Genomic DNA, 13,736 nt, shown 5'->3' with positions numbered 1-13,736 from the left:
TGTATCTCGATTGTTGTAATCAACTTATAGATAATGACTTACGAAATAAAGCGATAAATTTGGAATAATTATTGTTGCTTAAAAATCATGAAAAAATCATTACTACTCTTTCTTCTAATCTACAAATCAGTACTGTTTAGTCAAACGGTATTAAATTCTTATCCGATAGATTTAAATAAATATGATGAAAAGAATCAGATTCTGAATGTAGAGAATACGACAACACATGATGTTTTTGCTTTTGTAGTTAACTCCAAAAATCTTACCATCTTAAAATACAATAGCGCTTTATTTTTAAAAGATGAATTTACTCTTTCACGCCAGAATATCGCAGACAAAGACCTAATTGGATATAGTTTTAGTGAAGATGGAAACCCCACTTTGTATTGGTCTGTAAAAGATTTTTCAACCATTTTAGTTATCAAATATTACCTTGAAAATAAAACTTATAAAATTTTAAGTTTTAAATATCCTTCTTCACAAGAGTATGTAGTAGGTGCTTTTCAGAAGAATAATTTATTTTATCTTATTTCGAAAGAGATTTCAAAACCCGCATTAACATCGTATACATTTACAAATGGCACGGTAGAAGAACGAATATTTGATTTCTCTGAGTTTACTTTTCAGAATAGAAAAACACAATCTCTGACGTTTAGTCAAATTCTTGCCGAAAATCCTATTGAAAAAATTGAATCAGATGAATATAGTCCTTTAGATAAAAGCACGAAAAAAAGCAAAATGTATATAATGAACAATCACCTCATTTTGACATTTGACCACAATCCTAAAGAGACTCAGATTTTTGATCTTAATTTAGAAAATCATGAGATTATCGAAAAGAAAATCCCTCAATCTGTTACTCAGAGCGCGAAAAGATTAAGCAATTCTTTTTTCTATAACAATAAAATATACCAGATCAATGCCACTCAGGAGGAACTTTTGTTGGATATAAAAGATTATAATTCCGGTGAAACACTAAAAACTTTTAAAGTATCTCAAAATGATACCATCCGTTTTAAAAGTTCGCCTTTATTGATGCAGCGTGATATCGAAAAACCAAGAGAATTAAAAAAAACAAGTAAGTTTTTACAGCGTCTTTCAAATACAGATATTGGTTTATCGGTTTTTAAAAGCAACGAAAATACTTTAATCACTTTGGGAGGAATTCCAAGAATGGAACAAATTATGTATGCAGTTAATGATGGGTTTAATTCCTGGGATTATACGCAGACTTTTCACAATGAAACGGTATTTTTTGAAAGCACACTGAATCAAAATAATGAATTTGTAAATTTAATACAGCAACCTCTTGCCCTTGACAACATAAACTATTTTTTAGATCATAATAGAAAAGCAACATTACCAAGCATTATAAAATTTAAAAATTATTACATTCTTGGCTATTACGACACGTCAAAGAAACAGTATTTAATGCGAAAATTCACTGACGGATTTATTCCGGAAGAACCACGAAATCCGATAATTGACAAAGCTGCTTTTTCGAAATCTTTTCCGGTTGAGAATCCTTAAACTTATTGAGAATTAATCCAAATGCCCTGTGTTTATGGATTTCAAAAAAACGGAATGGATTATTTTTTCTAACTTTACAAAAAAGTCATTATTATGTTATCAAAAAATATAGAAGCAGCATTAAATAAGCAAATCCGCATAGAGGCAGAATCTTCGCAAACCTACCTTTCTATGGCTTGTTGGGCTGAAGTACATGGATTAGAGGGAATTGCACAATTTATGTATACCCAATCTGACGAAGAGCGCGCACATATGCTTAAATTAGTTAAGTATGTAAACGAACGCGGAGGTCACGCTCAAATTACCGATCTAAAAGCGCCTAAAACATCATATTCTACATTCAAAGAAATGTTTGAAGCTCTTTATAACCATGAGATTTTTGTTTCAGAATCTATTAATGAACTGGTACACATTACTTTTTTAGAAAAAGATTATGCAACGCATAATTTCTTACAATGGTATGTAGCAGAACAAATCGAGGAAGAAGCAACAGCAAAATCTATCCTTGATAAAATCAACTTAATTGGTGATGATAAAGGTGGTTTGTATCTATTCGACCGTGATATTCAGCAATTAACGGTTACAAGTTCTATTGCTATTAACCCAAAATAAAAAAGTTAAAGTTTATTTAGAATACTTAAAAATAACTATTTTCTTTTATATTTGCCTCTGTTTTTAAATACGGAGGAAAATTGAGCAAGAAAGAAAAAGATAAAGACAAGAAAAAGGACAAAAAGAAAAAGAAGAATAAAGAAGTCCTTGACAAGATTAAAAAGTTGGAAAACTGCAAATCATCTTGTTGTGAGAAATACAAAAAGAGCGAAAAGAAACGCTGCTCGCGTTGTCCTATGTTTGATTTATTCAAAAAAACTGCTTAACAAAATATATAAAAACCCACCAACTTCCTGGTGGGTTTTTAGCTTAATTACAGTTACCTTCTTATCTTAGAGATTCAAAATCAACTTATGAAAAACACTATTATACCTAAATCCAGTCTGGATTTTTTGACTCTGCTCAAAGAAAACAATAACAAAGTCTGGTTTGATGCTAATAAACCTAAATACCTGGAAGAATTAAATCATATAGAAACCTTTGCTGGTGCATTGCTTCACGAACTTTCTCAAACTGATGTTTTAGAAACGGCTTCTGGAAAGAAAAGTGTTTACAGAATTTACCGTGATATTCGTTTTGCTAAAGACAAAACTCCTTTTAAAACTTTTTGGGGAGGTAGTTTTACCAGAGCAACAAATCAAAGACGTGGCGGTTATTATTTTCATCTCGAAAAAGGAAACAGTTTTTTTGCAGGTGGTTTTTGGGGGCCAAATGCCGGAGATTTAAAACGAGTAAGAAGTGAATTTGCTCACGATTCTAAACCAATGCAAAAACTATTAAAGTCAAAAACATTTGTCAGCACTTTTGGAACTTTACAAGGAGAACAACTTAAAACAGCTCCAAAAGGATATGATATAACTCATGAAGCGATTGATTTACTGCGTTACAAACAGTTTTTGATTATTAAACGTTTTACAGATGAAGAAGTTTTAAGTCCTGATTTTTTAAATCTGGCTTTAGAGACCTGTAAAAACATGCGACCATTTTTTGACTACATGAGCGAAGTACTTACAACTGATGTAAATGGCGCTTCGGTTATATAATTCAAACAAAAAAACCCGATTTCTAATTTAAAGCAATCGGGTTTTGTCAAATTTGTTAAACGTTATTTACTGAGCAATAAAATTTCATTGACAACAACTTCGGTTACATATCTTTTTTCACCATTTTTATCCTCATAACTTCTGTGGGTTAGCTTTCCTTCGATCGCCACTTCTTTGCCTTTTATCACATATTTTTCAATAATTTCGGCAGTTTTCCCCCAAGCTGTGACACGATGCCATTCGGTTTGTTCGACTTTTTCACCTTTATCATTCGTGTATTTGTCGTTTGTAGCAATATTTAAATGCGCTAATTTTTTTCCGTTTTCTAGTGTTTTAATTTCCGGATCGTTTCCTACGTTACCAATTAATTGTACTCTGTTTTTCATTGCATTCATGGCGTATATTATTTTAATGTTCGTCTAAAGAATTCGTTTATCAAATTCAACATTGCAAAGATGCGATGAAGTGCAAAAGTTATTCGGTTGTAAACTAATTACTTTCGGTTGTAACTAATTGTAAGCGTTTGTAAATGGAAACATTTTTTTGTATATTTAACAGAAATCATACTACAATGCAAACAAAAATCAATAAAGTCGAATTAAGAAATTTAGAGTTCGATGACTATCAGCAGTTAAAAAATTCAATGGTTGAATCTTATCCAGAAATGGCAAATTCATACTGGAGAGCAAATGATATAAAAAAATTATTATCTATATTTCCTGAAGGTCAATTAGTTATATTAGTTGACGGAATAGTTGTGGGATCTGCATTATCACTAATTGTAGATGAAAAACTAGTCGATAAAAAACACAATTACAGACAAATTATTGGCGATTATACTTTTTCAACCCATAATAAAGATGGGGAAATTTTGTACGGAATCGATGTTTTTATCCATCCACATTATCGCGGTTTACGTTTAGGTCGTCGTTTGTACGATGCACGAAAAGAATTGTGCGAACAATTAAACTTAAAAGCAATTGTTTTTGCAGGAAGAATTCCAAGTTACAGCCAGCATTCTAAAAAACTGACTCCAAAAGCTTATATAGACAAAGTAAAACATAAGGAACTACATGATCCTGTACTTTCATTTCAGTTAAGCAATGATTTTCACGTATTGAGAATCATCAAAAATTATCTTGAAGGTGATGAAGAATCAAAGGAATTTGCTGTTCTTTTAGAATGGAACAACGTTTATTTCGACGAAAGTCCGAAACTGATCAATCTCGAGAAAAGTGTTATTCGTTTGGGATTAGTACAGTGGCAAATGCGACAATTGAACAATCTGGAAGAGTTTTTTGAACAAGCCGAATTTTTCATCGACGTTGTTTCCGGTTATGGAAGTGACTTTGCTTTGTTTCCGGAACTTTTTATTGCGCCTTTAATGGCAGATTATAATCACTTATCAGAAGCTGAAGCAATTCGCGAACTTGCCAGATATTCTGACCCAATCAGGAAACGTTTCCAGGAATTTGCAATCTCTTACAACATCAATATTATTACGGGAAGTATGCCTCTTTTAGAAAACAACAATTTATTTAATGTGGGTTTTTTATGCAAAAGAGACGGAACCTCAGAAATGTATACTAAAATTCACGTGACGCCAAACGAAGTACAGCATTGGGGGATGAAAGGCGGATCGCAATTTAAAACCTTTGATACAGATTGCGGTAAAATAGGAATCCTGATTTGCTATGATGTTGAGTTTCCTGAACTTTCCAGAATTTTGGCAAATGAAGGAATGAATATTTTATTTGTTCCGTTTTTAACCGATACTCAAAACGCTTATACACGAGTAAAACATTGTTCTCAGGCGCGTGCAATTGAAAACGAATGTTATGTTGCCATTGCCGGTTGTGTTGGGAATTTGCCAAAAGTGAATAATATGGACATTCAATATGCGCAGGCATCGGTTTTTACGCCTTCGGATTTTGCTTTTCCAAGTAATGGGATCAAAGCAGAAGCAACGCCAAATACAGAAATGACTTTGATTGTTGATGTCGATTTGAATTTACTAAAACAGCTTCATGAACATGGAAGCGTGAGGATTTTGAAGGACAGAAGAACGGATCTCTACGAAATTAAAAAAATCGAACCATGAAAACATGTCTCGAATGTGATGATAAAATTGTAGGTCGTGAAGACAAGAAATTCTGCTCAGATAATTGCCGAAATGCTTACAACAATAAGATAAATAAGGACAGTAATAATTTCATGCGAAATGTAAATAACAAATTACGAAAAAATTATCGTATTTTGTCTGAATTAAATACGGAAGGGAAATCAAAGTCAACACGGGATAAAATGATTAATAAAGGTTTTGATTTCGATTTCTTTACCAATATCTTGCAGACCAAAACAGGAAATACCTACTATTTCCTCTATGATCAAGGATATCGCTCTTTGGAAAATGATTATTTTATGCTTGTTAAAAAAGAAATATAGTACGCATTCATCATGAAAAAAAACCCTACCTCAATTCTGGCCATAGTCTGCATTTTAGCAATTCTTGGTATCATTTACGCCTCAATGATGCCTCAATGGATTTCGAAAAATGAAGAAGCTCTCGCTGAATTTTCCACTGAAAGAGCCTTAAACCAAGTCGAAATTATTGCTCAAAAACCACATTATGTGGGTTCGACCAATCATGAACTCGTAGCAAATTATTTAAAACTTGAACTTAACCGGATAGGTTTAGAAACTTCGGTTCAGGAAGGTTTTACTCTAAATAAAAAGGGTCTTTTAGTTAAATCTAAAAATATTCTGGCCCGTATAAAAGGTACTAACAATTCAAAAGCACTTTTGCTTTTATCTCATTATGATAGTGCTCCACATTCATTTTCAAAAGGTGCAAGCGACGATGCCTCAGGAGTTGCAACAATATTAGAAGGAATTCGCGCTTTTTTATATGCCAAGCAACCTCATAAAAACGACATTATTATTCTGTTTTCTGATGCCGAAGAATTGGGTTTAAACGGAGCAGCCCTTTTTGTAAACAAACATCCGTGGGCAAAAGAGGTTGGTTTAGTCATCAATTTTGAAGCAAGAGGTTCATCAGGACCAAGTTATATGCTGATGGAAACCAATAAAGGAAATGAAGGACTTGTAAAAGAATTTTCGAATGCAAAAACGCAATATCCGGTTTCCAATTCGTTGATGTACAGCATTTATAAAATGCTGCCAAATGATACTGATTTAACCGTTTTTAGAGAACAGGGAAATATTCAGGGATTCAATTTTGCTTTCATCGATGGTCATTACAATTATCACACGCAACAAGACGATATTCAGCATTTAAATAAAACTACATTAGCACATCAGGGAACTTATTTGATGCCATTGCTAAAATACTTTTCAAACGTTGATTTAAATACAACAAATTCAACTAATGATGATGTTTATTTCAGCGCTCCTTTCTCCTTCATAAGTTATCCTTTTTCATGGGTTTTTCCAATGACAATTATTGCTTTAGGCTTATTAACTCTTTTTATTTTTATCGGAAAAGCCAAGCGTGTTATTACTTTCAGAGAAATTTTCAGAGGATTTGTTCCGCTTTTAGGCTCAATCGTTATTTCAGGATTAGTTACTTTTTTAGGATGGAAAATTATTTTAGAAATCTACCCGCAATATTCAGATCTCCTAAACGGATTCACCTATAATGGTCACGCTTATATTGGGGCTTTTGTCTCATTAAGTATTGCCATTTCTTTTGCTTTTTATCACCATTTTTCGGAAGCCAAAATTACAATGAACCATTTTGTAGCGCCTTTGCTGCTTTGGATTATCATTAATGCATTTCTGGCGAATAGCTTAACTGGCGCAGGTTTCCTGATTATTCCGGTTTATTTTGGAATTTTATTATTTGGAATTTTTGTTATTTCGCAACATTATAGTTTGGGCATGAATTTATTATTCAGCATTCCTGCCTTAGCAATTGTAGCGCCTTTTATCGTCATGTTTCCCGTTGGTTTAGGGCTTAAAATTTTATACGGAAGCGCGATTCTAACCGTTTTACTTTTTGGATTATTACTTCCAATTTTTGGTGCATTCTTTAAAAAAGGAATCTGGACAATGCTCTTTTTTGCCCTTTCAATTGGATTTTTTATCTACGCAGGTTCTCATTCAGGTTACGAACACGGAAAAGCAAAATCAAACAGTTTATTATACATCTATAATGCCAATACAAACTCTGCTGTTTGGGCAACTTATGACACGAATTTAGACGATTGGACTAAATCATATTTAGGAGAAAAAAATCAAAAAGCGGTTGGTTTAAATGCACTTCCGTTATCCAGTAAATACAATTCGAGCTTTACTTATAGCGCAATTGCTCCAGTTGTTGATGTTCCAAAACCAACTATCGCATTTTTAAAAGATAGCGTTGTAGGGAATAACAGATATCTTAAAATCAAAATTTCGCCTAACCGAAAGGTAAACCGTTATGATATTTATGCAAATCCGAAAATGAACTTTTTCAACTTTAAAGCAAACGGAGTTGAAACTTCCGGTCAAAAAGGAAATCGTTTAGAACGAGAAGGCGGCAAAATATTATGTTATTATGTAGTGGGGAACGAACCTCTGGTTATGGATTTCTACATTAATAAATCGTCTATTTTTGATATGGATTTAATCGAAAGTTCCTTCGATTTAATGACAAATCCTTTATTGCAGGTCAAACCAAGAAGTGACTGGATGATGCCGACTCCTTTTGTTTTGAATGATGCTATTTTAATTCATCAAAAGATAAAAAGATATACAGCTCCGGCAGCTGTTTTAACGCCAGTAACCATAGTAAAAGATACAACTGTTGTTGCAAAAGATAGTTTAACAGCAGTCGCAAAACCGGAATAAATACATTCATTTAAAATAAAAAAAGGCAAACTTTATAATTAAAGTTTGCCTTTTTACTTAACAGGCACATTCGATTTTTGATCCTGATGTTATTCCGTTTGTACCTTCGGTGGCATACCCGTCAAACTTCCACCATTCTATTCCGCCAATTAATTCCTTTACTTTAAATCCTAGTTTCGCCATATTCAAAGCGCCTCTTGTTGAAGCATTGCAGCCAATTCCGTCGCAATATGTTACATACAAAACCTCTTTATCCAAGTGTTTTGTTGTTTCCATCGTCATTTGGCGATGAGGAATATTAATCGCCGTTGGGATATGTTCGGCTTCAAAGCCAAAAGCTTTTCTTGCATCAATAACCATTACTTTTTCTGCATTATTTAAAGCTTCAAACAAATCAGACGGATCTATTTCAAAAGCCAGTTTGTTTTCATAATGTTTAATTTGTTCTTCCATTTAAATTATAATTTAATGTTTTAAGTTTATTCAAAAGTAATCCAAGACAACATCTCATAAAAACGAAAAGAATTCATTAAGTCGATTACTTATTTTCATGAATAAGCCATTCTGAAATTTCGTTTCTTTGTACTTCTAATTCCCAAAAAATGGAAATACGTCATTTACGATTAATAAAAGCAATTGTTGAAGAAGGAAGTATCACGAAAGCAATTGATAAATTGCATTTGACGCAATCAGCGTTGAGCCATCAACTCAAAGAAGCAGAATATCAATTGGGAACGCCCGTTTTTTTGAGGACAAATAAAAAATTGGTTTTGACCAAAGCCGGCGAAAAAATCTATGAATTGGCAAATGAAATTCTGGAAAAACTTTCACAAGCCGAATCTCAAATTAAGCAAATGGTTTATGGAGAACATGGCGAAATTAGAATTAGTACAGAATGTTTTTCGAGTTATCACTGGTTACCACCCGTTTTAAAGCAATTTCATTTATTATATCCTAATGTTGATTTGAAAATTGTAACCGAAGCCACTCATATTCCGCTACAAAAATTATTAGAAAATGTAATTGATATTGCGATTATCAGCGATCAGATAAAAGACAATAACATTAAATATATTGAGCTTTTTCAGGATGAAGTTGTTATGGCTGTTTCTGAAAATCACGCCTGGGCAAATAAAAAATACGTCGTTGCCGAAGATTTTATCAACGAACATTTATTGATTCATTCTCTTCCGATGGAAACGGTTACGATTCACCAATTTGTTTTGGCTCCAGCCAAAGTAACTCCAAAAAAGATTACGCCTTTACCTTTAACCGAAGCTTCTCTCGAAATGGTTAAAGCCGATATGGGTGTAATGTCAATGGCAAAATGGGCGTTATTGCCACATTTAAAAAACAATCCAATTAAAGCCATTAAAATTGGAAAAAATGGTTTGAAAAGAAAACACTTTATCGCCATAAGAGAAAATCAAGTGTATCCACACTATTTTCATCACTTTATCACTTTTTTACAAAACGAAATCAATCTTCAATGGAATATTCAATAAGAAACTGTGAAGTTTCGGATTTACCTAAACTCGTAATTTTATGTCAAAAACACGCTGAATATGAGAAAGCTGACTTTTCTCCGGAAGGAAAAGAGGAAAAATTAAAGGAAGCATTATTTGGTGGAAGTCCGAAATTATATTGTTTAGTAGTTGCGGCAAAAGAGACAATTGTTGGTTACGTTTCCTATACAATTGATTATTCGACCTGGGATGCTGCAAATTTTATGTATATGGATTGTTTGTTTCTCGAAGAAGAAGCAAGAAGTTTCGGAATTGGCGAAATATTAATTGACAAACTAAACCAAATCGCAATAGAGAAAAACTGTATTAATATTCAATGGCAAACGCCTCAATTTAACGAAAGAGCGATTAAATTCTACAACAGAATTGGTGCAAAAGGAAAAGATAAAGTTCGATTTACGTTAGATTTGTAATTATAATTAAGAACAGAGGTTATTTCTCGCAAAGTCGTAGAGTCGCTAAATTAACAGTAAAATTGAATAGCGTCCAGCTTTAGCTGGATGAAAATATAAGTAATGAAACGGCTTTAGCCAAAACTATTGTTGATTTGGCTAAAGCCGTTTTATCTTAAATCTTATTTCTCCACCTAAAGCTGGAGGCTATTCAAAAAATACTCTGCGACTTAATAAGATTATTATTCAAAGCAAATTTTAAAAAAAATGACACAAATAAGCATCTTAGGCTGTGGATGGCTTGGTTTGCCTTTAGCCAAAAAATTAATCGAAAAAGGACATTCGGTAAACGGATCTACAGCTTCTGAAAATAAACTTTCAATTTTAGAAAACGCTGGAATAAATCCGTTTCTTATCATCCTGAGTGATCCTGAAACTTCGGTAGAAGGAATGGTTGAAAACAAAAGACTCTCAGAAAGTATAAATGATTTTTTAGACAAAAGTGAAATATTACTTATTGATATTCCGCCGAAATTACGAGGTAACAATGCTGATTCAGGAGATTCTCCAAGAAAGATTTTCTTAGAGAAAATTGAAAATTTAATTCCGTTTATAGAAAAATCGACAATAAAAAAAGTGCTTTTTGTAAGCTCAACTTCTGTTTATGGTGACGAAAACGGAATTATTACGGAAGAAACTATTCCGAATCCGGAAACTGAAAGCGGCAAGCAATTACTTTTGTCTGAAGCAATTCTTCAAAAAAATCAAAATTTTGAAACTACAATTCTGCGTTTTGGCGGATTAATTGGCGAAGATCGTCATCCGGTGAAGTTTCTTGCAGGAAAAGAAAATCTCGAAAATCCAGACGCGCCTGTAAATTTAATTCATCAAAAAGATTGTATCTCAATCATTGAACAAATCATAAATCAGTCAAAATGGAATGACGTTTTTAATGCTGTTGCGCCTTTTCATCCTACAAGACAAGAATATTACACTGAAAAAGCACAAGAACAAAACCTGATTTTACCAAAATTTACCACTGAAAAATCAAATATCAAAAAGACTATTTCAAGTAAAAAAGTCGAAAACATTTTGAGTTATCAATTTGAGCTGGACGTTTATTAACCATATAAGTTATATAAGTTCATGTAAACTGCTTCGTTAAACTTTGCGTAAACCTTTGTAAAATTTACGCCCCAATCAAAGAAAACTTAAATTTACTTATATAACTTATATGGTTTAAAACAAAAACTTAGCGAACTTTACCTTAAATCAAAACCATGGAAACAGTATATATAAATTCGCCTTTAGGAATCACCAAAATTGTTGGTGATGAATATGGAGTTTGTGTCATTTCTGTTTCAGATGTTGGCGCAAATGAAGTTTCTCAGGAAATTCCGGAAGTTTTAAAAGAAGCCGTTTCACAACTTCAGGAATACTTCGGTAAAAAAAGAACCTATTTTGATTTTAAACTAAACCCGAAAGGAACTGAATTTCAGCAAAAAGTGTGGAAATCGTTATTAGAAATTCCATACGGAAAAACTATTAGTTATATGGATCAGACTAAAAAGTTAGGTGACATAAAAGCAATTCGGGCCGTTGCATCGGCCAATGGTAAAAATCCGTTATGGATTGTGGTTCCGTGTCATCGCGTTATTGGCACGAATGGATCTTTAACTGGTTATGCCGGAGGTTTATCTCGTAAAAAATGGTTAATTGAACATGAAAACCCAACTCAACAACAGAGTTTGTTTTAGTTTTTGGCACGAATCAAACGACAGTAAACAGCGAAGTAATTAGGAATTTAACGCAAAAAAAAGCTGTTTAACGCGGCTTTTTAGAGATAAAGTTCCCCGCGCATGGTGATAACCGCAGAGCCACCAACCAAAACATCATTTTCTCTCGACATAACTTCAATCAACGAAGGCTGACTTAGTTTTACGCCTTGTAAAATTTTATATTCAATATTAGGTTGCGTGTATTTATTTGCGGTTAAAAATCCAATTAACGGGCCAGCGGCTGTTCCTGTTGCAGCATCTTCATCAATACCAATTAACGGATTAAAAAATCTGGCTTCGACTATATTTTGTGGATCTTCGTCGGCAATTGTGAAACAATAAAAACCTTCGAAGTCATATTCTTTAGATATTTCGATTAAGCGTTTGTTATCCGGAATGCAATCATGTAAAAATCGTCGGTTTTTTATGGGAACCATTAAATGGGCAACTTCTGTTTGAACTATTGTAGGCAAAAGATCGTCAACGGTTAAATCGTCAATTGTTAAACCAAGCGCTTTTGCGATTCTCGAAGCTGGAATTTCCTGCCCAATAACAGCTTGCTTTTGGTGCATTTGCACGATTGGATATTCTGTAACGGGATCAAAACTTGTCGTTAACCTGATTGGATTATCTTTCATGATTACAAAATGATCGGTTTCATTTTGTTCATCAAATATTTTTATATTTTTAAGTAGTGCGGCACAAACGGCACCTAATAAATTATGTCCGGCGCCATCAACTTCAAATCCTGTGGGCGTAAAAGACCTCACATTCAGCGCTTTTTGAACCGAAGAATAGTGAACAAATGAAGTTTCAGAATAACCAAATTCCTTTGCAATGTTGTGATACGATTCTAATGCTAAATCGCCATCAGTAAAAACAACAGACAACGGATTTCCTTTGTAACTTTTATTAGAGAATACATCTAAAACGAAATATTCTAAGGTTATTCTATCTTTCATTACGTTTTGTGTTTGATGAAATTAATTCGATAGAATAAAGTTACTATTTGTTCTTTGATCTTGGTTACAATGAAACGTTTTTCTTTTATAACATTCGTTTTTGTTCTGCGCTGATGTTTATCGTTTTTTCGAGTCGGGAAATTCTGGTTTTTTCCTGTTTTGCCGTCATAATCCAGTGAATCATCACTTTTTTGTACGATGGCGCTTGCGTATTAAAATATTCCCAGGCTATTTTATTGGCTTTAAATTGTTTCTCAAAATCCGGATCAAGAATTGAAGGTTCTTTTTCGTGCGAATAAATTCCGGATCTTTCTTCAGATCTTAATGCGAAAGCTTTTTCACCTTCGGGCGTCATTAATCCTGCTTTGGTTAAGTTTGCGATTTTTTTAATGTTGATTGCGCTCCAAATGCTCGATTTTTTTCTTGGTGTAAACCTAATCGAATAACTTTCGTTATCTATAGATCTTCGAACGCCATCGATCCAGCCAAAACAAAGCGCCTGATCTACAGATTCTGACCACGACATTGAAGGTTTTTTGCTATTCACTTTATAAAAACCTACTAAAAGTTCGGTTTCTTTTTTGTGATGCTTTTCCAGCCATTCTCTGAAATTTTCTTGGGTAGGGAAGAAAGTTGGTTTCATTTTATTTTATTTTCTTATAAATTATGCAATAATATTGCCATTAAAAACCGATAGCGCGGATTTGCAATCCGTGCCCGCAAAGTGATTTAAAATATTACGCTTTTAGGATTTTGTCATATCGTTGCGGGCACGGATTGCAAATTCGCGCTATCGAGTCCAGGAAATCTTCTTTGGAAATAAACAGTATCGCTTTGAACTTAATTGAACCGACATGTCGTAAACCCGAATAAGACAAAACAAAACGATCAAACGGAAATTCGCTCACTTCTTCTTTTTTACAACTAAAGACAAATAATAAAACTAATGAAATAAGTATAATTTTTACTTTCATAATAAAGTATTTGATTCCTAATAAGCCGACCGATAGCGCGGATTTGCAATCCGTGCCCGCAAAGTGAT

The 13,736-nt window shown here is 33.3% G+C and carries 15 protein-coding genes; 10 read left to right on the top strand and 5 right to left on the bottom strand.

Features of this window, described 5'->3' with window-relative positions; translation table 11 throughout:
* The first annotated feature begins 87 nt into the window (after window positions 1-87).
* From ACHZDT_RS15540 to ACHZDT_RS15530, 3 genes are all read left to right on the top strand, one after another.
* Window positions 88-1,530, top strand: a complete 1,443-nt coding sequence (locus ACHZDT_RS15540; protein WP_394775537.1) for a hypothetical protein — start codon at window positions 88-90, stop codon at window positions 1,528-1,530.
* 93 nt (window positions 1,531-1,623) lie between these two features.
* Window positions 1,624-2,142 carry a ferritin gene (locus ACHZDT_RS15535; protein ID WP_394775536.1) on the top strand — a complete coding sequence of 173 codons (519 nt, stop codon included), beginning with the start codon at window positions 1,624-1,626 and terminating at the stop codon, window positions 2,140-2,142.
* Between the two features lie 353 nt (window positions 2,143-2,495).
* Window positions 2,496-3,185, top strand: coding sequence for a DUF2461 domain-containing protein (locus ACHZDT_RS15530; protein ID WP_394775535.1), 690 nt, complete (start codon window positions 2,496-2,498; stop codon window positions 3,183-3,185).
* Between the two features lie 62 nt (window positions 3,186-3,247).
* On the opposite strand, the gene ACHZDT_RS15525 is transcribed toward ACHZDT_RS15530, so the two are convergent.
* Window positions 3,248-3,580, bottom strand: coding sequence for a single-stranded DNA-binding protein (locus ACHZDT_RS15525; RefSeq protein WP_394775534.1), 333 nt, complete (start codon window positions 3,578-3,580; stop codon window positions 3,248-3,250).
* Window positions 3,581-3,756: 176 nt separating this feature from the next.
* On the opposite strand from ACHZDT_RS15525, the gene ACHZDT_RS15520 reads away from it, so the two are divergent.
* Genes ACHZDT_RS15520 through ACHZDT_RS15510 form a run of 3 tightly spaced genes read left to right on the top strand, consistent with a single transcriptional unit; the run spans window position 3,757 to window position 8,036 of the window.
* A complete protein-coding gene (locus tag ACHZDT_RS15520) occupies window positions 3,757-5,286 on the top strand; it encodes a GNAT family N-acetyltransferase (protein WP_394775533.1) in 1,530 nt (509 codons plus the stop codon).
* A complete protein-coding gene (locus tag ACHZDT_RS15515) occupies window positions 5,283-5,630 on the top strand; it encodes a hypothetical protein (RefSeq protein WP_394775532.1) in 348 nt (115 codons plus the stop codon). The genes ACHZDT_RS15520 and ACHZDT_RS15515 overlap by 4 nt, the downstream gene beginning before the upstream one ends.
* 12 nt (window positions 5,631-5,642) lie before the next feature.
* Window positions 5,643-8,036, top strand: coding sequence for a M28 family peptidase (locus tag ACHZDT_RS15510; RefSeq protein ID WP_394775531.1), 2,394 nt, complete (start codon window positions 5,643-5,645; stop codon window positions 8,034-8,036).
* A gap of 57 nt (window positions 8,037-8,093) precedes the next feature.
* Here ACHZDT_RS15510 and ACHZDT_RS15505 read toward each other — a convergent pair whose 3' ends face one another.
* Window positions 8,094-8,489 (bottom strand): rhodanese-like domain-containing protein, encoded by a 396-nt coding sequence (locus ACHZDT_RS15505; protein WP_394775530.1) that lies wholly within the window; start codon window positions 8,487-8,489, stop codon window positions 8,094-8,096.
* A 149-nt stretch (window positions 8,490-8,638) separates the two neighbouring features.
* On the opposite strand from ACHZDT_RS15505, the gene ACHZDT_RS15500 reads away from it, so the two are divergent.
* The 4 genes from ACHZDT_RS15500 (at window position 8,639) to ACHZDT_RS15485 (ending at window position 11,711) form a co-directional block, all read left to right on the top strand.
* Window positions 8,639-9,541 (top strand): LysR family transcriptional regulator, encoded by a 903-nt coding sequence (locus ACHZDT_RS15500; protein WP_394775529.1) that lies wholly within the window; start codon window positions 8,639-8,641, stop codon window positions 9,539-9,541.
* A complete protein-coding gene (locus tag ACHZDT_RS15495) occupies window positions 9,526-9,975 on the top strand; it encodes a GNAT family N-acetyltransferase (protein ID WP_394775528.1) in 450 nt (149 codons plus the stop codon). The genes ACHZDT_RS15500 and ACHZDT_RS15495 overlap by 16 nt, the downstream gene beginning before the upstream one ends.
* A gap of 246 nt (window positions 9,976-10,221) precedes the next feature.
* Window positions 10,222-11,079 carry an SDR family oxidoreductase gene (locus tag ACHZDT_RS15490; RefSeq protein ID WP_394775527.1) on the top strand — a complete coding sequence of 286 codons (858 nt, stop codon included), beginning with the start codon at window positions 10,222-10,224 and terminating at the stop codon, window positions 11,077-11,079.
* A gap of 155 nt (window positions 11,080-11,234) precedes the next feature.
* Window positions 11,235-11,711, top strand: coding sequence for a methylated-DNA--[protein]-cysteine S-methyltransferase (locus ACHZDT_RS15485; protein ID WP_394775526.1), 477 nt, complete (start codon window positions 11,235-11,237; stop codon window positions 11,709-11,711).
* A gap of 80 nt (window positions 11,712-11,791) precedes the next feature.
* Here the strand turns inward: ACHZDT_RS15485 and ACHZDT_RS15480 are convergent, their stop codons facing one another.
* The 3 genes from ACHZDT_RS15480 to ACHZDT_RS15470 form a co-directional block, all read right to left on the bottom strand.
* Entirely contained in the window at window positions 11,792-12,694 is a 903-nt protein-coding gene (locus ACHZDT_RS15480) for a PhzF family phenazine biosynthesis protein (protein WP_394775525.1), read from the bottom strand.
* A gap of 85 nt (window positions 12,695-12,779) precedes the next feature.
* Window positions 12,780-13,337: a YdeI family protein gene (locus tag ACHZDT_RS15475; RefSeq protein ID WP_394775524.1), complete on the bottom strand. Its 558-nt coding sequence runs from the start codon at window positions 13,335-13,337 to the stop codon at window positions 12,780-12,782.
* A gap of 94 nt (window positions 13,338-13,431) precedes the next feature.
* On the bottom strand, window positions 13,432-13,736 hold a 305-nt coding region (locus tag ACHZDT_RS15470), incomplete at its 5' end, for a hypothetical protein (RefSeq protein WP_394775523.1).

This window comes from Flavobacterium sp., assembly GCF_043722275.1.
Lineage (GTDB): Bacteria > Bacteroidota > Bacteroidia > Flavobacteriales > Flavobacteriaceae > Flavobacterium.
The sequence above is the reverse complement of the archived record's forward strand: the minus strand, read 5'-3'. Positions and strand labels throughout refer to the sequence as shown.